This is a genomic window from Pedobacter nyackensis (assembly GCF_900176505.1).
GTDB classification, from domain to species: Bacteria; Bacteroidota; Bacteroidia; order Sphingobacteriales; family Sphingobacteriaceae; genus Pedobacter; species Pedobacter nyackensis.
Map to the genome: position 1 here is coordinate 18,230 of NZ_FWYB01000024.1, position 22,043 is coordinate 40,272.

Here is a 22,043-nt window from a genome sequence, read left to right on the forward strand (position 1 = left end):
ATGGAAGCAATTGTAAACAATCTGATCAAGGCCATTGGCTGGGGTATTTTTCACTCCCTATGGCAGGCGGCAATTATTTATGGAATCTTACTGGCCCTGGTGAGTATTTTCCCCAAGATGACCGCGAGATTAAAGCATAACCTGGCATATGGGGCCATGTGCCTGATGTTTGCAACCTTTACCATAACCTTTTTCGCTGTTTTTAAATGGCCCGCAAACAATGAGCAGTTAGTACGATCCAGTTTCGGAGATCAAATGACTACTGAACGACATGAAGCAAGTTTATCAGCAAGTATCAGTAATCAGACCGAACAGCTTTTTCCTTACCTCGTGGCTATATATGCCATTGGGATACTGTTCCAGCTACTTATCCTTGGCATAGGATATAAAAAGCTCCAAACACTAAAGCAATCAGGAAAATCACCGGTTCCCGCAAATTGGCAGAAGCTTTTCGAAGCGTTACGTGTTAAACTGGGCATACTCAGACCCGTCGTTTTTTACCTTTCCGAACAAGTAAATGTCCCATTAGTGATCGGCTATTTCAAACCCATAGTTTTGTTTCCTGTCGCACTGGTGGCACAACTCGATATTGATGAAGTTGAAGCCATACTCGTGCACGAACTTTCACACATCCGCAGAAATGACTACCTCTTTAACCTAATTAAAACGGCTATTGAAACACTGATGTTCTTTAACCCTTTCATCTGGCTAAGCAACAAGTATATCAATATAGAACGTGAGCATGCCTGCGACGACCTGGTACTTAAACTTACTGGGACTCCATTAACTTATGCCCATGCCTTGCTAAAACTCGAAATTCTAAAAGATAAAACCACTCCTGCCCTCTCCATGGCAGCAGCTGGAAAAGAACAACATTTATATCAACGAATTAAAAGAATCACAGATATGAAAACAAATTACATGAGTGCAAAGCAACAGATCTTTGCCATTACGCTAACTATAGCTACCGTAATTTCACTCGCATGGGTCAGTCCTGCTAAAACAGCGCCTGCAATAGTAAAAACGACTATATCTCACCAAGAAATAACTGTACAACAGATACAAGAGAACAAAATCAACAAAAAACAACGGCTTAAACCGTCCAAAGTACCCGGTTTGTGCCAAGATACAACCAAGAAAAAAAATAAATTCAAAATCGTGACTGTTGATGCGAAAGGCAATAAAAAGGAATACAATTCGGTTAAAGAAATGCCCGACAGTCTAAGAAAGGAAGTGATCAAGGATACTTTTGTAAATATGGATAATTTCCATTTAGACAACTTCCAGGTTAACCTGGATTCGGTACTCGGCAAAAAAATGCTCTTCCTGAAATCCCCTGAATGGCAAGCCAACATGAAAAGCATGTCGGAAGAAATTAAAAAGAAATTCCACGATGTAGAATGGAAAAAACAACAGATAGACATTCAGAAACAAACTGAGGAGATCAAGAAGCATTTCAACTCTCGGGAGTGGAAAAAACAGCAAAAAGAAATCAAAGATCATGCAATGGAATTGCGCCTGAAATTCGACTCACCTGAATTCAAAGAAAACTTAAAAAAACAGATTGAAGAGGCTAAAAAAAGCGCAAAAAATGTGCAGGCATACCTTTCTTCCACTGCATTTAAGAAAAAAATTGACGAAGCAAAAGCCCTTGAAAGCTCCAACGAATTTAAAGAGCTGAAAAAGAAATTTGATGCTGATGTGGAAGCACTAAAGCATAAAAAACTGAGGGAACCAGACAACGTTCCTTTTTAACATGACCATTTTTTAATAACATACACACAATCAAGGGCAGGAGATAATCTTCTGCCTTTTTTTGTGGATCGTCATTAAAGTTTTCCTAATTTAGCAGTGTATATGCTGCAAAAACTTTCCATCCGTAATTACGCTTTGATAGACAGTGTTGATCTGGAACTTGACAAAGGTTTAAACATCATCACAGGTGAAACAGGTGCCGGTAAATCGATCATGCTTGGCGCATTATCGCTGATACTTGGGCAACGAGCCGAAACAAAGTATTTTTTTAATCAGGATAAGAAATGTATTATAGAAGGCTGGTTCTTACTGGCCGACAAACAGCTGCAAAGCTTGTTTGAAGAAAATGACCTGGATTTTTATAAAGAGAATACTTTAAGAAGGGAAATCTCGACAGATGGAAAATCGAGAGCCTTTATCAATGATACGCCGGTAACGCTTACAGTAATGAAGCAGATTGGGGAACGGTTGATAGATATCCATTCGCAGCATGCCACTTTAGAGATTAGTGACCCTTCGTTTCAACTCTCTGTTGTGGATACACTTGCCGATCACCAGTCCTTATTAACCGATTACCGCACCAAGTTTAAGCAGTACAAACAACAGCAACAGCATTTAACAGAATTGCAGACCAAAGCCAATGAGGCCCGGAACAAGCAGGACTACGAGCAGTTTCTGTTTAATGAACTGGAAAGTGCAAACCTGAAAAATGATGAACAGGAAAAACACGAGACTGAACTGCAAATGCTGAACAATGCAGAGAGCATTAAAAGAAGCTTACTTACAGGATTCAATTTACTAAGTGAGCAGGAAACCGCAGTACTACCTATTTTAAAGGAAGTGGTTGGTATGTTACAAGGCATTGAGAAGTTTAACCCTGCTTACGAGGCTTTATCTGACCGTCTGCGTTCGGCTTTAATAGAATTAAAAGATATTGCTGCTGAAACTTCAGCTCTGGAGGAACATATTGTTTTTAATCCATCGAGGATTGAGGAGATTAATGTCAGACTTGACCTGATCTACAGCCTTCAGCAAAAACACCGGGTAAATAACATTGAAGAATTACTCAGCATACAAAATCAAATATCCGATAACCTGGCTAATCTTTTGGGCAGTGACGAAGAGATTGAGCGGCTGATAAAGGCATTAGAGCTGATGCACGCCGATCTGGAAAAAATGGCCGTAAAGCTGACTGCAAACCGCAGCAAGGCAATTCTCACGACCGAAGCCAGTGTAGGAAAAGTACTGCAGAAAGTAGGTATGCCGAATGCAAAAATAAAAATTGAACAATCTGCCACTGCAGAATTAAATAAGGATGGGAAAGACTTGATCAGCCTGCTATTCTCGGCCAATAGTGGACAGCCTCCGGCTCCTGTTGGTAAAGTAGCCTCTGGTGGAGAGCTTTCACGTTTAATGCTGGCCATTAAATCTATCATGGCCAAACATACCTCCTTGCCTACCCTGATTTTTGACGAAATTGATACGGGGATTTCAGGTGAGACAGCTTTGCGAGTTGGAGATGTAATTGGAGAGCTTGAAGAAAATATGCAGGTGATCTGTATTACCCATCTTCCACAAATTGCAGCCAAAGGCGATGCTCATTATTTTGTGTATAAAAACGAGCAGAGCGAGCGTACTACAACAGGTATTCGTAAGCTTGGCAATGCCGATCGGGTAAATGCCATTGCGGAAATGCTGAGCGGTAAAACACCAGGTATTTCGGCCATGGAGAATGCCAAAGACCTACTGGGTTATAAAAACTAAATGTCTCATTCTGCAAAAGAAAAATTCATTAACTTCGGCCTGTTTTAAAACAGAAATACTATGTATAACTTATTAAAAGGTAAACGAGGTATCATTACAGGTGCTTTAGATCAAAACTCCATTGCCTGGAAAGTTGCTGAAAAAGCACATGAAGAAGGTGCTTCATTTGTTTTAACAAATGCTCCTATCGCTATGCGTATGGGAGAAATCAATGCTTTGGCTGAAAAAACAGGATCACAGATTGTTCCTGCCGACGCTACCAACGTTGATGAGCTGACTAATTTGTTTACCCAATCACAAGAAATATTAGGAGGTAAAATAGATTTTGTACTGCACTCTATCGGTATGAGCGTAAACATCCGTAAAAAAATACCTTATACTGAATCAAACTATGATTACTTTATGAAAGGTATTGATGTTTCAGCTATGTCGTTCCATAAAATGCTTGCTGTTGCTAAAAAGTTAGATGCCATTAGTGAAGGTGGTAGTGTGGTAGCCCTTACTTACATGGCTGCACAACGTACTTATCCTTTCTATACTGATATGGCTGACATCAAAGCAATGCTTGAGTCGATAGCACGTAGTTTTGGCTACCACTATGGCTTAGAGAAAAAAGTACGTATCAACACCGTATCTCAATCGCCAACTAAAACTACTGCTGGTACGGGTATTAAAGGTTTCGGTGATTTCTATGACTATGCTAATGCTATTGCTCCATTGGGTAATGCAGATGCCGAATCATGTGCAGATTACTGTATCACGTTATTCTCTGATTTAACCCGTATGGTTACTATGCAGAATCTTTTCCATGATGGCGGTTACTCTTCAACAGGAGTGAGTGACATAGTGATGCAGAAAATGGGATTAGAAGATCAATAAACATATTTTTTAGGATAGGTATACGCATACCTATCCTAATTCTGTACATTCGCCTTCATGAAAAAAATCCTGTTCATACTACTGCTCAACCTATTAACAGGACATTACGCCTTCTCTCAAAACTCATTCTCTATAACAGGTAGTGTTAGAGACCAAAAAGAAAGTCTTCCAGGTGCTGGTGTATATTTAAGTGGCTACAAAGTCTCCTCTGTAGCCGATAATGAAGGTAAATTCAAAATTAGTAACCTTAAGCCGGGAAATTATGATTTACTGGTACAAATGGTTGGTTATCTTCCCTACTCAAAAAGTGTGATCATCTCAGATAAATCAGTTCAGGTTGAACTAATTTTAAAGGAAAGTACCACAACTTTAAATGAAGTAGTGATTCGCGCTGATCCAAACAGGGCCAAGTATATTAAGCAATTTAAAGAGTTCTTTATTGGCACCAGCCCAAATGCTACCCAGTGTAAGATATTAAACCCACAGGTATTAAATATTGATTACGATGTAACCAAGAGCCTGCTGACAATAAAAACCTCCGAATTCTTAATTGTTGAAAATAAGGCTTTGGGCTACCGGTTAAAATATATGCTGGATAACTTTGAATACAATTCCAGAACACGCATCATCTATTTTTCAGGCCATCCTTTTTTTGAAGAATTAAAAGCTTCGGGTACAAAGCTAAAAAAGTACATAGATAAGCGCGAAACGGCCTATTATGGCTCTTCGCAACATTTCTTCAGATCTCTGTATGCAGGAAATGCCAGCGAGCAGGGCTTTATCATGAACAAAATGATAAAAATACCTAACCCTAACCGCTATCCCGACAGCATTATTTATAAAAACCTTGTCAGACTAAAAACTCCGGCAAAGTCAACTGTCATCAGTAAAGGAACAATGCTAAGAGACAGTGCAATGATCTCGTTCTGGCTAAAGCAACAGGACATGCCTAAATACGTGGATTATCTGGACCGCAAAGAAATTTCAGCAGAGAATGTGATATCCACATTTAATCAAAATTTAAAAATGCTGGACTGTAGTGGAGCATTGGCCATCAGCTATACCAAAGAAAAAGAATCCCTGGCCTATTCCAAGACAGGATTCTGGGTGTTCCGACCGCTCAATATACCTGATTATGAAATATCTGTAGCCAATTTAACGCAAAACGCAGTCCGATTTTATGAAAATGGCAGCGTATATGATTCCAGAGCTATGCTTTATGAAGGTTTTTGGGCTTATGAAAAAGTAGCAGATATGGTTCCTATGGATTATATCCCATTGGCAAAAAAGTAAACACTATTGATCTAATTTTAACATTCAGTTAAAGTAAGGCCGCTACATTTGAAGCATAGATTTATGCTCAATTACTGTGGATCAGCTAGATAAAAGCCTGCTAAAAGAATTAATTATCTTATTAAAGAAGAGTGACAATACGGCTTTTAACAAGGTGTATGCACTTTATAGGAGCAAAATTTACCGCTTTGCATGGCGCTTTGTAAGGTGTGATGAATCTGCTGCAGAGCTTACTCAATTGGCTTTTGTTCATTTATGGAAGTACAGAGATAGCATCAACGAGGAAAAGGACTTTAACGCCTACCTGCTCACCATTACCAAAAACCTGGTCTACAAAGAGTTTCAGCGGAAAGCTAAACTGACCACCTACCACCTCTCGCATGATAAAGCGGAACCAGGTCATGATCCGATAAACAGTTCCATGAATTTAAAGGACTATACCAATCTGGCTGCAAAAGCTATTGACGGCTTGCCTCCCCAAACTAAAAAGGTATTTAAGCTGAGTCGCGATGAAGGCGCATCTTACGAATGTATAGCCGAGCAACTCAACATTTCTAAAAACACCGTTCACAGTCATATTGCAAAATCTTTGAGCCACATCAGAGCTTATTTTAAGGTCCATACTCCAGAAACTGTACTGGCAATTTTCAGCTGTTTGAATTTATTTTAAAAATAAATCATCTTCGACTAGACACTTGGTCATTTAGCGAGATATATACTTATATACAGGAGGCATCAGCCCCGCATAAGTAATGAAAGCGAATACCGAAGAAGAGATAAAAGAAATATTTAAGCTATATCTGAATCAGCGAAGCGCGCCGGAACAGGAAGCTATGCTTTTTGCTTATATCAATAAGCATGAAAATACGCAAGACCTGTTTCAAGAGGAAATCGACAAAGTTTGGGATGAAGAAATCGATGAACCGGCTGTTGAACGGATTACGATAAACAAAAACCGTACTATTCGTATGTGGATAAAATATGCAGCATGTTTATTCCTGGTTTGCGGGTTTGTCTTGTCATGGCATATGATCCAACAGCGACAGGAATACAGCCAGCCTTCTGCCGTCGAGATTACTAAAACGACCAGACGTGGTGAAAAGTTGAAATTACTCCTTCCCGACAGTTCTGTGGTTTACCTGAATGCGATGAGTAAGCTTAGCTTCCCAAAGCGTTTTGAACCTGGTAAAAAAAGGGAAATAAAATTAGAAGGAGAAGCTTTTTTTGAAGTCAAACATGATTCTAACCGCCCCTTTATTGTCCACAGTGGAGCCTTACAAACCCGTGTACTGGGCACTTCATTCAACATCAATGCTTATGCAGACAACAAAACATACAGTGTTTCTGTGCGAACAGGTAAAGTTGGTGTGTCGGAAGTAAATAAAAGCGGACAAAAACAACTCTCCCTATTGCTCCCCGGAAAGCATTTGGTATACAACTTAGCTAGCAAAAAATATACGATTGCAACACGAAGGGCTACTGAGTTTAACAGTTGGACAACAAACCGTTTCATTTTCAAAAACGAGACATTAGGCAATATACTGGCCAGCTTAAAACGAAGCTATCCTGTTGATTTTAAAATCAACAACACTAAGCTATTGAGCTGTCGTTTTAATGCCACCTTCACTAATCGAAACATCAAAGAAATTGCCGATCAGCTACAAACTATGAGTGGTGGCGGTATACATTACAAATTTAATCTTAACAACACAATTATTACCTTTTGGGGGGAGGTTTGCCAATGATCTAAAAAAGAATGGCTACCCATTCTTTAAAATTTAAACAATAAAAAACCACCCTGCTGTAACAGGGCGGTTCTTATAAAACGTTTCGTAACTCTTGAAAATTAAAAAACCTTTTGAAACTATGAAGTTAATGCTATACTTTTTAATAAAAGAATACTTTAATAAAATTAACAAGCAAGGCGCTATGGTAGCGCTATTACTTACCTCTTTTATCTCTTATAACGCATCTGCAAATACAACAAGACAAAACATTGATGAGATTCGCATCAGCTTAAAACTAACAAAAACTGACCTGACCAGAGGGATCGGTATTTTAGAAGAGAAGGCTGGTTGTGCCATCAACTACAACCCGGCTATATTTAAATCCGGACTACTGATCAGCATCGATACTAAAGAAATACCCTTGGGTATAGTATTGAAAAAGATGCTGGAAGGAACCGGGGTCGCTTATAAAATCAATGATCCTAAAACCATCTTGTTATATAAAGTGCCTGAACCAGTAAAACCGGGTAAAATCAGTGGCCGGATTATGGATGAAAAAGGTGAAGCTTTGCCTGGGGCCGGAATTAAGATTATTGGACTGGAACGTTCAGTGAGTAGTAGTGTTGATGGTTCCTTTAGTATAAATACTGATCCAGGAACCTACACAGTAGAGATCAGTTATGTTAGCTATCAAACCAAACGAATTACTGGTGTAATTGTAAAAAGCGGACAGAATACGGCATTGAACATCAGCATGAAACCCAGTTCGGCGACATTAACCGGGGTTGTAGTAACTGCGGATTATAAAAAGACTTCGGTAGAGGGCTTATTGACCCGCCAGAAAAATGCATCGGAAATGACCAATGGAATTAGTGCCGAGCAAATTGGCCGTACACCGGATAAACACATCGGTGAGAGCTTAAAACGCATCAGTGGCGTTAGCACTATGGATAACAAGTTTGTGGTGGTACGCGGTATTACAGCGCGTTATAATGCTGCCGTATTAGATGGAACAGCCTTACCTAGTACTGAAGCCCAAAGTCGTAGCTTTTCTTTTGATATGATCCCTTCAAACCTGGTGGATAATATAGTGGTGAGCAAAACCATCACACCCGACATGAATACCAGTTTTGGGGGTGGATTAATACAGATCAACACTAAAGATATGCCAACAGAGAACTTTACGAGTTTTTCTATTGGTACTTCATACAATGATCAAACCACAGGAAAGCCATTTTACAGCCACGAACGTGGTAAGTATGACTTCCTTGGTTTTGACGATGGAAGGCGCAGCGCACCGGATAACTTACTGATTACAAACCGTGCCGTTAGAGGGCCTGGAACCATAGGTGGCTTTGAAACGATAACAGAGTTGGAATATAAGCAACGTGTTAGCGAACAAAGCAAACGCTTTAAGCATGATAATTTTACGCTTTATGAAGCTCCTGCCATGCCCAATCAGAATTATCAGTTTACCATGGGTAGTTTAATGTCCTTAAACGCAGATAAGCAATATAAATTGGGCTTTACTGGTGCTTTGAGTTACCGCAATACACAAAGCAATGTTGCTTTTGATGATTATCATAGAGGGAAATGGGCCTACGAATACAACAACAATGGTAATTCCTATAATTTCAATACCACTTGGGGTGCCTTGTTAAATATGGGCTTGCAGCTAGGCCAACATCGTTTTAGTTTGCGTAATACCTATACCCGGGTGTTTGATAATGACCTGGTACGTACAGCAGGATTTTCTAATGATCAAACTGATGAACTCACTTCTCGCCCTCCAACCATACGCGAGAATGACGACCCCACCTTTACAAGTTTGATGCAGAATAAACTAATGGGTCAGCATCAATTGGGCAAAGTAAAACTGGAATGGGATGCCGCAAGGACAGCTATAAAACGTGAGGAAAAAGCAATAACTACTGCCGAGCAAGCACCTCAGTTGATTGATGGCAATTTTTTCTATTTGTATTATCCAGGGGTATACTCTGAGCCAAAGGCGGCACCATTATCTAGCCAATACTCTAATAACAATGAAAGTCATTACACCTGGAATGTATCCGGCTCCCTACCATTTAATGTTGCTGGTTTGCGCAATACCCTTAAAGTTGGTTTTTATGGCAATCGCAAAAAAGGAGGCTTTGATTGGAAAATTGTACCGTTTACTTCCAGTTCTGCCCAAATGGATCCAAAACTGGCATTCATTTCTATAGCCGACATGCAAAAACCAGAGAACATGCGTGTAGATGGTTACGGATTCCAGATGTGGTTTAATGATGAGTACACAGGAAAAAGTCGAAATGATGCAGGATATTTAATGCTTGATAACCGTTTGGGAGAAACATTACGGTTAGTCTGGGGTGTACGTGGCGATCACTATAAATATACAGCAGGCAGTAATCCGATAATCCCTGGTAATCCATCCACCTTTGAGCTTAAACATGAACCTGCTTTTAGATGGTTGCCATCTGCTAATTTAACGTATAGTGTTACGCCTAAAATAAATGTACGGACTTCCTGGTCTATCGCTGTTGTACGCCCGGAATTGATGGACAATACCCAGTTTTATCGCTATAGCCCCTATTTGGATGGTATGATCCACAATGTAGGTATTACCAGTACCAAAATCACCAGTTATGATGTTCGTGCGGAATGGTTCCCATCTTTAGGTGAAACGTTCTCGGTAAGTGGATTTTATAAAAACTTTGATAAACCAGTAGAACTTAGTCAGGCCGCCAATGCAAATATCTATTACGTGATCTCAAACTCGGAATGGGCTAAAGTTTATGGTCTGGAATTTGAAATGCGCAAAAATCTGGACTTCATTGCCGAGAAAAAATGGCTTAGTGATTTGACTTTGTTTGGAAATGCCACCATACAAAAATCGCAGGTAGAAGCCCAGTTCGATCCATTGATTAAAACTGAAGGCAAGATCATTTCGAAACTAAAACGCCCCATGTCAGGCCAAACCCCATACTTAATCAACATAGGCTTACAATATCAGGCAACGCGTTTTGGCTTTAATGCAGTATATAACAAAACCGGTAGAAAAACTTATATCGTAGCAGCGGAAGAGAGCTTAATAGACTATGAAATGCCTAGAAGTCAAACCGACGTTCAACTGAGCTACAAATGGCTAAAAAATAGAATATTGGTTAAACTTAATGGGGGTAACTTATTTAATGAAGCTTCCTCTTTTTACAAAAACAGTCCAGATCCGGTCGAATTTAAAAAGGAAGGTTTAAAAGCCGAAACCTCAGAAAAATACGAGCCTGGAGAGCAAAAAACATTTACCCGACGCTTTGGCCGCACGTTTAGCTTACAGCTGAATTATAATTTTTAATCCTTAAAACTGCATAAAAATATTAAATATGAAACAGTTATTAAAAACCAATAAAATAACACCTACTATTGTTATTGCGATGATTACATTCCTACTTTTCAGTTGCAAGAAACAGGAAAAGGTAGTTCAAGATCCACCTCATATTATCAAGTTGGAAATTCGGGGGAGTACAGTAAACGATACGCTCCAATTTGTAAAAAACGGAAAGGTAATTGCAGAATCTGGAAAATCTGAAGGTGAATTTGGAATGAATCTTATGCTTACATTGGACCAGCCGGAAGCGGAAATACAAATCCGAAAAAAAGGGCAAACAGACATTTTAGCAACCAGAAAAATTGTAGCAGATAAATTTGAGCAGGTCATCAAATGTTATTATAATGGCGAAACAGCTTACGATGAAACCATAATACTAAAATTCAAGGGCTATTCAGGAGTTCATACCCTTCAAATACTTATAGATGGCAAAGTTATTGCTGAAGGTGGTGGAATCACATCTTACTACTCACCAGAGCAAGTAAACATAGGATTTGAACCAGAACAGAAGCATCAGATACAAATCCGTAACAAGGCAAACAATGCCATTCTATTGACAAAAGAAATTTCTGGAGAAGAGGCCGTACAAAATTTAAGATTTTACTTTGACGGCCTTAAGGTACATGAAAGCATCAATTTCCCAACACCATCAAATCCGACAAACATGCTCTTTACAGCCAAATTTGAAAGTAAGGTTAATGTATATAATGGTCCAATAGACATCTTATTCCTGTCAGGAACCTCAACAACCAAGCTTTATGAGCATACGGCGACAAACATCCGCATCGAAGTTCCTACCGATGGCACTTTTACCAGGCCGATAGAATTACCTCCTACAGAGCCGGGTATCAGATATTCCTACAAATTTGTCAAAAGAGGTACATTAAGTGACATACCCTATATCACAACCAATGAGGTTATGCCTATAAAACCCGAAAGCTGTTACAGACTTGTAAATTTCGAAGCAGGTGGCACATTGATGGCTGATCTGACGGATGTAAAAAATGCTAGACCCACCGGGAGCCTCAAGAGCACTACTTTTTTGGTTGTTGAGGCAAACCTTAAAGAATTCTTTAAGGTCTATTAAAACTATATCAGGCTTTCGGAAAAATAGTCCTTTTCCGAAAGCCTTACCAATAAGAAGCCGGTTATCCGTCTTGCTAATTACTAATATTATTAGTAATTTTAGCTAATGAATTTAGATGAAGAAAAACCGGACAATTACGTTAAAGGGCGCGGTGCTCAGTTTAATCCACACAATCGCTTCGCTAAAAACGACTATGTAAAAGAGTTTGATGAGGGAATTGATGAATGGGAAGAAGAAGATCAAAAAACTACTTTCATCTTCGGAAAATCTAAATCCATCGTCAACAAAGTAGACAGTCCTGATGTAGGTATGGCTTACTCTTTAAACCCCTACCAAGGTTGTGAACATGGTTGCACCTATTGCTATGCCCGTAATGCACACGAATATTGGGGCTTTAGTGCTGGGCTCGACTTTGAGCGTAAGATCATTGTAAAAACAGATGCGCCTGCCCTGTTTAAAAAGTTTCTGGAGCGTAAAGGCTGGGATGCTTCGGTGATCTCCCTTTCGGGAAATACGGACTGTTATCAACCTGCGGAAAGGAAATTCAGAATAACCAGACAGCTGCTGGAAATTGCACTGGAGTACAGACAGCCGATTGGGATGATCACTAAAAACGCATTGATATTAAGAGACATAGATCTACTGACGGAACTAGCAAAACTTAACCTTTGCATGGTGTATGTCTCCATCAATAGTCTTAACGAGCAATTGCGCCAGAAAATGGAACCAAGAACCACTACTGCAAAGCAACGTCTTAAAATTGTAGAGCAATTGAGTAGCGCCGGTATACCTATGGGTGTAATGGTTGCGCCGCTGATACCGGGCTTAAGTGACCATGAAGTTCCAACTATTTTAAAAACTATAGCCAATTGTGGGGCCATAGCAGCAGGTTATACCGTTGTAAGACTAAATGGTGCAATTGGTGGAATATTTGAAGACTGGCTGCGTAAAAACTATCCCGACCGCTTTGAAAAAGTATGGCATATGATTCAGTCCTGCCATGGGGGCAATGTTAACGACAGCAGGTTTGGCGACAGAATGAGGGGGGATGGCAATATTGCCAAATTAATTAAAGATAGCTTCAAGCTTCATTGCCGATTAAATCACCTCAACGAAGTAAAACCAACACTGGACTCCAGTCTCTTCAAAGTTCCTAAAGTCCAGCTCAGTATGTTTTAGTTCTAATTAAGAGCGGAAGTTATCACACTCACGATAAGCTTGTACCACACGCATTTCACCTTCCTTACCTGATTTTGAATTGCCGTGTTCCATGCCCATCACTCCCTTATAACCCTTCTCATGGATGTGTTTAAAAAGATTTTTATAGTTAATTTCTCCTGTTGTTGGCTCTTTACGGCCCGGATTATCACCAATTTGAATATAGGCAATCTCATCCCAGCACCTGTCCATATTAACGATGAGCTGTCCCTCTGTTTTCTGCATATGATAAATGTCATACAGTATTTTGCAAGCCGGACTGCTCACAGCCTTACACACCGCATAAGTCTCATGTGTTTGCTGTAAAAACAGTTCAGGTGTATCGCTCAAGGTTTCCAAAACCATCACCAGATTATGTGGCTCAAATATTTCTGCACCTGCACGCATCGCATCTATAACGTTAGCAAACTGATTTCCATAGGGTAGCTTGCGTTCGTAGAAACCAGGCACTACTGTGAGCCATTTCGCATTGCATCTTTTGGCAGCCTCAACAGAAAGTTTACAAGTTTCAACAAACTTATCCTTAAATTCTTTCTTTCCTGTTGTTAATGATGTTTTCCAATTATCTCCGCCATCCACGACAAAAACACCCATTCTCATGCCTAATTTAGCTAACAACTCTCCTATTTTTGTTTGCTCTTCTACAGGCCTGTTTAAAAATCCATTATCTTCGATAGAGCGAAACCCCTGGTCGTACATAAACCTGATCTGATCCAGGAAATTGTCACCGGCATTGTTTTTAAACATGCCCTGGTGAGGCGCATAATCTAAATTAAAAGTTTTCCCAGCCAATAGCGGATCTGCTTTAAAACCTGGCCCATCTTCAGCAGCGGCACTTAAAGATGATCCGGCCACAAGTGCCCCAGCAGCGGCAAAGCTGTTCTTAATAAAATCTATTCTGTTCATATGTTAGTTTCAATGGTGTCTGATTGATTATTGAAATGATTATTCTACAATCATTTTTTTTAAGCCTTTTGTCAATGTATCTGCTATACTTCCATCCTTTTTGTGATATATGATATACGCTTCCATCCCCTTTTTCGAGGCTACAAAACCAAGTGCTTCCTGAACATCCATAGCCATAATCGGGCTATCATACCCATCAGCAGTAACCGCATCCTTCGCATAAATAGTTACACTAATTAATGCATTATCCAACGGGTAACCCGTTTTAGGATCAATCAGGTGAGCTATTTTCTTAGCCCCTTTTTGCAGATATTTTCTGTAATTACCAGCTGTGGTTATCGCACCGTTATTGATGCTGATGATATGCCTGATCACCGGTTCTGCATGAGCTGATGATGCTGGCCCTTCAATACCAATACGCATTGCAGAACCATCAGGTTTAGGCCCTTTCATTCTCAATTCTCCTCCAATTTCCACTACAAAAGAAGCAATACCTTTCTTAATTAAATAGTCAGCAACAAGGTCCACACTGTAGCCCTGGGCTATCCCATTTAGATCTACACTTATACAAGACTTACTTTTTGTAAGATGATTTCCTTTCAGATGAAGGTTATTCATGCCAACACATTGCAGTAGTTGTTTAACTTCCGAGCTATCTGGGAATTTATCAATTCTCTTGGGCCCAAAGCCCCATGCCTGAACCAATGGTGCCACTGTTACATCAAACTTACCTTTGGTAGCCTTATAAACTTTAAAAGCACTACGCATCACTGCAGCAAAATGCGGATCAAGGTCCAGGCCTTCGTTTGCTTCATTAAACCGGTTGATTAAAGAATATGGCTTGTAGAGCGACATAGATGAGTCTATTACGCTTAAAATGCTATCTACAGCCCGTTTAGTGACCACACTATCCTTCGCAAAATACTTAATAGAATAATCTGTTCCCTGGGCGTAACCACGAATGATAAATTCCTTCTGGTCTTTTCCTTTAAAAAAAAAAGAGACCAGAAGGGGAAATAACAATAAAATATATTTACCGATGGAAAGCACCGCAGCTTAAACCACTTTTGTTTTACCTGGGGTAGGAATCGGATAAAGGCCATTGCCATCTGGCATCAGTTTAGGATTGGCGTCCCATGCCAGGCGATCAGGCATTAAGCTATTTTCTGCTTTTAAAGCATCATCCCATTTAATGATTTGTCCGGAGTAAGTAGCGTACCTACCAACAATTGCGGTAAAACAGCTTTTCGCTGCACGCTCAGCATCCTGAAACTTAAATTGCCCTTTGCTAATCGCGTCAAACAACTCATCGTGCTCCGTTTGGTAAGGATTAGCATTTCCTTTTGTAGGGTGGCTAAATATTTCCTTTCCTTTATGATCCCACAACACACCGTTATTACCCGCGGATAGATAGGTGCGTCCTTTTGTTCCCTGGAAAGTCTCGTCAACACGATTGGCTGTACCTTCGAAATGTCGGCACTGACTGTAGATGACAGATCCATCTGCATAAGTAAGCTCTACCGCATGGTTATCATAAATCTCACCGTAATCTTTTCCTGTTCTCCATGCACGACTCCCTGTTCCCTGTATCGAAACCGGGTAAGCATTTTTAACCCAGTTAGCAACATCGATATTGTGTACATGCTGCTCAACAATATGGTCTCCACATAACCAGTTAAAATAATACCAGTTGCGCATTTGGTATTCCATTTCAGTTTGGTTAGGCTGACGCTTTTTTACCCAAACACCACCACTGTTCCAATATACCTGTCCGCCTACAATATCACCTATTGCACCATCCTGAATACGTTTTAAGGTTTCTCTGTAATTCGCCTGGTATCTACGCTGCAAACCAACTACAACATTTAGTTTTTTCTGTTTGGCCAGTTCTGCTGCAGCCAGTACTTTACGGATTCCCGGCGCATCTACCGCAACAGGTTTTTCCATAAACACGTGTTTACCTTGCTTCACTGCTTCTTCGAAATGCATCGGTCTGAATCCCGGAGGTGTTACCAATAACACAACATCCGCCAGAGCAATTGCCTTTTCATAGCCGTCAAAGCCCACAAACCTGCGATCTTGAGGTACATCTACTTTATCCTTAAATCGTTCAGCTAATTTCTGATAACTGCTGTTTAATCTATCTTCAAAAGCATCAGCCATCGCTACCAGTTTCAAATTGGCCTTAGTGCTTAAAGCTTGAAAGGCGGCACCTGTCCCCCTGTCTCCGCAACCAATTAAAGCTATTTTAATGGTATCATCAGTTGAAGAATGTCCACCAGCAAAAGCAAACTGGTTTAGCATTACACCTCCTGCAACCAGTGCAGAAGCCTTAATAAATTCGCGGCGCTTGTCGCGCAATTCTTTGTTGTTCATGTTAGTTTGGTATTTGGTTCTTAGGTTTGTGAGTTCATTTGGTCTTAATAATCTGCAATAGGCGCCCTATTGTAATAAGCGTCGATCTCTGTTTTAGAAGGTGGAGTTACCGGTCTTACCAATCGCATCCCAATAAACGGAGCTTCAGGGAACCACCAGTTACTTTTTGGAATCTGTGGATCCAGCTGTTTCCATACCGGATCAGAGGCTAATCTGGCGGCAGAACGCAATTCTTTTGCCTGATCGTCATACGACCCTCCGCGAATTACATTTGAATACAATTTATCGGGAACAGCAACTGGATTATTAGCCTTATCACCTTTAACTGTGGCATAAAAATCAGCTTTATATTGATCATAGGTCCACTCAGCAACATTGCCATACATATCGTGTAAGCCCCACTGATTAGGCTTCTTCTGCCCTACCTGATGCGTTTTACTTTCGCTATTTGATTTGTACCAGGCGTATTCGTCTAATTTAGAAGCATCGTCGCCAAAAGCATATTCTGTTGTGCTACCAGCGCGACTGGCATACTCCCACTCCGCCTCTGTAGGCAGGCGATAAAACGCCCCTGTACGGGCATAAAGCCATTTACAGAACTGTATCGCATTATAATGTGTCATTGCAAGGGCAGGATGATTTTCCTTTCCCATACCAAAAGTCATATCCAGATAGGGTTTAGTTGGTCGCGTAACGGCATCAACATTTGCCGGAACGGCCCCTATGCTTTGTGTAGTTTCATAATCTTTGTACAAAAATGGTTCATAGATATCCCAGGTAACTTCATAGGTACCAATAAAAAAGGAATCCAATTTTACTTTATGTACTGGTTGTTCATCCGCCTTCCCTTTCTTACTGCCCATTAAAAACTCTCCCGCGGGAATAGCTTTCATTTCAAAGCTCAGCTTGGTACCGTTGATCTGCTGTGTGTAGGCTTCGTGTTTTTCCTGAGCTGATGCCTGAAAGGCACAGAAAACAAGAGACAATGCCAATGATAATTTAGAATTCATTTATAAGATTTTAATACTATTGATATTTAACCTAACCTATTTCATATCTAAAATAGAGGCATTTATCCTAAAACCAAAATCTACAGGCACATAATTTGACAATTTGTGTAAAAAGAACACTAAGTGAGTAAAACAGGTTAAAATAGTACCAATAAAAAACCCCGGTAAGCTAAATGCTTACCAGGGTTTCTTTATATAGTTCCGGGGATTATTCTACACTTCCCTCTTCTTTTTTCTTTTTCTTACCCGGACTTTTGTTCTCAACTACAATCAGATCATTCTCTTTATCGTAATCTATTTCCAAAGTATCTCCTTCATGGATTTCGCCTTTAAGGATTTCTTCTGCAATCGGATCTTCCAGATATTTCTGTATTGCACGTTTAAGTGGTCTGGCACCGAAGTTCGAATCAAAGCCTTTCTCAGCAATAAAACTTTTAGCTTTCTCAGTCAGCTTAACTTCATAACCTAAATTGTGTACACGACCAAATAAAGATTTCAATTCGATATCGATAATCTTAAAGATTTCTTCTTTACCTAATGAGTTGAAGACAACTACATCATCCACACGATTTAAGAACTCAGGTGCAAAGGCACGTTTCAAAGCGTTCTCAATTACCCCTCTTGAATGCGAATCAGCCTGATTTGTTTTGGCAGAAGTAGAGAAACCCACTCCTTGTCCGAAATCTTTCAACTGACGGGCACCAATATTGGAAGTCATAATGATGATCGTATTTCTAAAGTCGACCTTACGACCTAAGCTATCAGTAAGTTGTCCTTCATCCAACACCTGTAACAAGATATTGAATACATCAGGGTGTGCTTTTTCAATCTCATCCAACAAGATTACTGCATAAGGTTTTCTACGTACCTTTTCGGTCAGCTGTCCACCTTCTTCATAACCCACATATCCTGGAGGCGCACCCACTAAACGTGATACTGCGAATTTCTCCATGTACTCACTCATGTCGATCTGAATCAATGAATCATCACTATCAAACATAAAGCGAGCGAGCTCTTTTGCCAATTCTGTTTTACCTACCCCAGTTGGGCCCAGGAAGATAAACGAACCAATTGGTTTTTTAGGATCTTTCAATCCGGCTCTGGTACGTTGAATGGCTTTGGTTAACTTCTTAATCGCTTCATCCTGTCCAATAATTTTGGCAGAAACAGTATCGTACATATTCAACAGTTTCGCACTATCTGTCTGTCCAACACGCTGTAAAGGGATACCGGTCATCATCGAAACTACCTCAGCAACATTATCTTCCGAAACGGTATAACGTTTTGTTTTAGTCTCAGCTTCCCACTCCGCTTTAGCACGATCAAGCTCCTCTAAAAGATTCTTTTCAGTATCTCTTAATTTCGCAGCCTCTTCATATTTCTGGCTTTTTACAACCTTATTTTTCTCGACTTTAATCTCTTCTATTTTGTTCTCAATAGCGATGATGTTATCAGGAACATGAATGTTTGTTAAATGCACCCTTGATCCGGCCTCATCCAAAGCATCAATAGCTTTATCTGGTAAGAATCTATCGGTGATGTACCTTGAAGTTAAGGCCACACAGGCATTAATAGCCTCATCTGTATAAGTTACACCATGGTGTTCCTCGTACTTCTCTTTAATACGGTTCAAGATCTCGATGGTTTCGTCCGGTGAGGCCGGCTCAATCATTACCTTTTGGAAACGACGGTCTAACGCACCATCTTTTTCAATGTACTGACGATACTCATCTAGTGTAGTTGCACCGATACATTGTATTTCACCCCTTGCCAAAGCCGGTTTAAACATATTGGATGCATCCAGTGAACCCGAAGCACCACCAGCACCTACAATCGTGTGGATCTCATCGATAAACAAGATCACATCAGTAGATTTTTCCAGCTCGTTCATCACGGCTTTCATACGTTCTTCAAACTGACCACGGTATTTAGTTCCCGCAACAAGCGAAGCCAGATCTAAAGTAACCACACGCTTATTAAACAATACCCTTGAAACTTTACGCTGAACGATACGCAATGCCAATCCTTCTGCAATAGCAGATTTACCAACACCCGGTTCACCGATCAGTATAGGGTTGTTCTTTTTACGACGTGATAAGATTTGCGATACGCGTTCAATCTCTTTTTCACGACCAACAATTGGGTCTAAACGACCTTCTTCTGCAGCTTTAGTCAGGTCTCTTCCAAAATTATCTAAAACCGGAGTTTTAGATTTAATGTCAGATACTTTTTTAGGGCTACTAAATGCTTCTTCTTCGCGGTAATCATCGTCACCGCCTGTAGATGCGCTATTTTGCGTTTCATCTCTAAAGCCGTTTTTATTCACTTCAACCTCCTGCTTAAATATCTCGTAATTGATGTTAAACTGCAGTAAAATCTGAGAAGCGATGTTATCATCATCGCGCAGTATAGAAAGCAATAAATGCTCAGTACCTATCAAGTCGCTTTTGAAGATCTTCGCTTCCAGGTAAGTAATCTTTAATACCTTTTCGGCTTGTTTGGTTAAAGGGATATTTCCCAGGTTAACCGTTACACTGGACGTACCTCTCACAGCATCCTCGATTGAACGACGAAGTTTTGAAGTATCAACACCCAGTGATTTTAATATCTTAATGGCCATACCATCGCCTTCGCGAATAAGCCCCAACAACAGATGTTCCGCTCCTATGTAATCGTGACCTAATCTCAGGGCTTCTTCCCTACTAAAGGAGATCACGTCTTTGACTTGTGGTGAAAATTTAGCTTCCATATATACCTTTCTAATTCGGGAATGCTCTAAACTATAAAATTTGTTTTATAAATAAGCACCCGTATTTTTTTTAATTTATCAACAATTACGCCATAGCGATGAAAATAGATGTTGCGACTGCCGTTATTTCAGAAAACTTACCAAGTTCTGACTTTATTGGCGATATTTGCGCGTTAAGTAGCAATTATGTCAGACGAAAAAATAATCTTTTCAATGGCGGGGGTAAATAAGATTTATCCACCCCAGAAACAAGTTTTAAAAAACATTTACCTGTCCTTTTTTTACGGCGCTAAAATTGGGGTTATTGGTTTAAACGGTTCCGGTAAGTCTTCTCTTTTAAAGATCATTGCAGGCTTAGACAAGTCTTTCCAGGGGGAAGTTGTTTTCTCACCAGGATATACTGTAGGCTATCTTGCACAAGAGCCAATATTGGATGAGAATAAAACGGTACGTGAAGTTGTTGAAGAAGGCGTAGCCGAAATCACAGCGATATTAAAAGAATACGAATCCATTAATGAGCAGTTCGGTTTACCTGAGGTATACGAAGATGCTGATGCTATGGATAAACTGATGGCGAAACAAGGTGAGCTTCAGGATAAAATTGATGCCGTTAATGCCTGGGAGCTTGATAATAAACTAGAGCGTGCGATGGACGCATTGCGTTGCCCTGATCCTGAAACCAAAATCGGTGTTTTATCAGGTGGTGAACGCAGACGTGTAGCGATGTGCCGTCTATTACTGCAAGAGCCGGATGTATTGTTGCTAGATGAGCCTACCAACCACTTGGATGCTGAAAGTATCGACTGGTTAGAGCAGTTCTTAAAGAATTATAAAGGAACCGTTATTGCAGTAACTCACGATAGATACTTCCTGGATAACGTTGCAGGATGGATCCTTGAACTTGACAGAGGTGAAGGTATTCCATGGAAAGGTAATTACTCTTCATGGTTAGATCAAAAAGCTAAACGTCTGGCTCAGGAAGAAAAAACAGAAAGCAAACGCCAGAAAACGCTGGAGCGCGAGTTGGAATGGGTACGTATGGCGCCAAAAGCGAGACATGCAAAATCTAAAGCCCGTTTATCTAACTATGATAAACTAGCCTCTGAGGACTCTAAAGAAAGGGAAGACAAGCTGGAGTTATTCATTCCTGCAGGACCGAGATTGGGTAATGTAGTGATTGAAGCGAACAACGTAACGAAAGCATATGGTGATAAGATTTTATTTGAAAATCTGAGCTTTTCGCTACCTCCTGCGGGTATTGTGGGTATTATTGGCCCGAACGGGGCAGGTAAAACCACACTTTTCCGATTGATTACTGAGCAGGAAACCCCGGATAGCGGAACTTTCCGTGTTGGGGAGACTGTTTCCCTGGGTTATGTGGATCAAATGCACAACGACTTAGACCCTGAAAAAACTGTATATGAGAACATTACTGATGGCCTTGACAATATTCAGCTGGGTAATAAAGCGGTAAATGGAAGGGCTTATGTTTCCAAATTTAACTTCAATGGTGGCGATCAACAGAAAAAAGTTGGCGTATTGTCGGGTGGAGAACGTAACCGTGTTCACCTAGCGATTACTTTAAAAAAGGGTGCCAACGTATTGCTACTGGATGAACCTACCAACGATATTGACGTAAACACACTTAGGGCATTAGAAGAGGCATTAGAGAATTTTGGTGGTTGTGCTGTAGTAATCAGTCACGATAGATGGTTCCTAGACAGAATCTGTACACATATTCTTGCTTTCGAAGGCGAATCGCAGGTTTACTTCTTTGAAGGAAATTACAGTGACTACGAAGAAAATCGTAAAAAACGTTTGGGCGATGTAACACCTCATCGTATTAGATACAAAAAGCTGGTGTAAGCAATCTTTCGATAGAAAAGGCGGGTAT

Annotated in this window: 15 protein-coding genes; 10 read left to right on the forward strand and 5 right to left on the reverse strand. The window is 40.3% G+C overall.

Going from position 1 to position 22,043, the window contains the following annotated elements:
- From B9A18_RS24220 to B9A18_RS24260, 9 genes are all read left to right on the forward strand, one after another.
- Positions 1-1,755, forward strand: coding sequence for a M56 family metallopeptidase (locus B9A18_RS24220; protein ID WP_084292406.1), 1,755 nt, complete (start codon positions 1-3; stop codon positions 1,753-1,755).
- 102 nt (positions 1,756-1,857) lie between these two features.
- Positions 1,858-3,519 (forward strand): DNA repair protein RecN, encoded by a 1,662-nt coding sequence (gene recN, locus B9A18_RS24225; RefSeq protein ID WP_084292408.1) that lies wholly within the window; start codon positions 1,858-1,860, stop codon positions 3,517-3,519.
- Positions 3,520-3,579: 60 nt separating this feature from the next.
- Positions 3,580-4,398 (forward strand): enoyl-ACP reductase FabI, encoded by an 819-nt coding sequence (locus B9A18_RS24230; RefSeq protein ID WP_084292410.1) that lies wholly within the window; start codon positions 3,580-3,582, stop codon positions 4,396-4,398.
- A 57-nt stretch (positions 4,399-4,455) separates the two neighbouring features.
- Positions 4,456-5,691: a carboxypeptidase-like regulatory domain-containing protein gene (locus B9A18_RS24235; RefSeq protein WP_084292412.1), complete on the forward strand. Its 1,236-nt coding sequence runs from the start codon at positions 4,456-4,458 to the stop codon at positions 5,689-5,691.
- A 76-nt stretch (positions 5,692-5,767) separates the two neighbouring features.
- A complete protein-coding gene (locus B9A18_RS24240; RefSeq protein WP_159452741.1) occupies positions 5,768-6,361 on the forward strand; it encodes an RNA polymerase sigma-70 factor in 594 nt (197 codons plus the stop codon).
- 82 nt (positions 6,362-6,443) lie between these two features.
- Positions 6,444-7,436: a FecR family protein gene (locus B9A18_RS24245; RefSeq protein ID WP_084292416.1), complete on the forward strand. Its 993-nt coding sequence runs from the start codon at positions 6,444-6,446 to the stop codon at positions 7,434-7,436.
- 121 nt (positions 7,437-7,557) lie between these two features.
- Positions 7,558-10,770 (forward strand): TonB-dependent receptor, encoded by a 3,213-nt coding sequence (locus B9A18_RS24250; protein ID WP_084292418.1) that lies wholly within the window; start codon positions 7,558-7,560, stop codon positions 10,768-10,770.
- Positions 10,771-10,798: 28 nt separating this feature from the next.
- A complete protein-coding gene (locus tag B9A18_RS24255; RefSeq protein WP_084292420.1) occupies positions 10,799-11,890 on the forward strand; it encodes a hypothetical protein in 1,092 nt (363 codons plus the stop codon).
- A 105-nt stretch (positions 11,891-11,995) separates the two neighbouring features.
- Positions 11,996-13,069, forward strand: coding sequence for a PA0069 family radical SAM protein (locus B9A18_RS24260; RefSeq protein WP_084292422.1), 1,074 nt, complete (start codon positions 11,996-11,998; stop codon positions 13,067-13,069).
- 6 nt (positions 13,070-13,075) lie between these two features.
- On the opposite strand, the gene B9A18_RS24265 is transcribed toward B9A18_RS24260, so the two are convergent.
- The 5 genes from B9A18_RS24265 to B9A18_RS24285 form a co-directional block, all read right to left on the reverse strand.
- Positions 13,076-14,014 (reverse strand): hydroxypyruvate isomerase family protein, encoded by a 939-nt coding sequence (locus B9A18_RS24265; RefSeq protein ID WP_084292423.1) that lies wholly within the window; start codon positions 14,012-14,014, stop codon positions 13,076-13,078.
- A 39-nt stretch (positions 14,015-14,053) separates the two neighbouring features.
- Entirely contained in the window at positions 14,054-15,037 is a 984-nt protein-coding gene (locus B9A18_RS24270) for an FAD:protein FMN transferase (RefSeq protein ID WP_235005438.1), read from the reverse strand.
- Between the two features lie 33 nt (positions 15,038-15,070).
- On the reverse strand, positions 15,071-16,390 hold the full coding sequence (locus B9A18_RS24275; RefSeq protein WP_084292425.1) for a Gfo/Idh/MocA family protein: 1,320 nt from the start codon (positions 16,388-16,390) through the stop codon (positions 15,071-15,073).
- A gap of 44 nt (positions 16,391-16,434) precedes the next feature.
- Positions 16,435-17,400 (reverse strand): formylglycine-generating enzyme family protein, encoded by a 966-nt coding sequence (locus B9A18_RS24280; RefSeq protein ID WP_144009608.1) that lies wholly within the window; start codon positions 17,398-17,400, stop codon positions 16,435-16,437.
- A gap of 208 nt (positions 17,401-17,608) precedes the next feature.
- Entirely contained in the window at positions 17,609-20,149 is a 2,541-nt protein-coding gene (locus B9A18_RS24285; RefSeq protein ID WP_084292427.1) for an ATP-dependent Clp protease ATP-binding subunit, read from the reverse strand.
- Between the two features lie 186 nt (positions 20,150-20,335).
- Here B9A18_RS24285 and ettA point away from each other — a divergent pair, with 186 nt between their 5' ends.
- Positions 20,336-22,015 carry an energy-dependent translational throttle protein EttA gene (gene ettA, locus B9A18_RS24290; protein ID WP_084292429.1) on the forward strand — a complete coding sequence of 560 codons (1,680 nt, stop codon included), beginning with the start codon at positions 20,336-20,338 and terminating at the stop codon, positions 22,013-22,015.
- Positions 22,016-22,043: the final 28 nt, after the last annotated feature.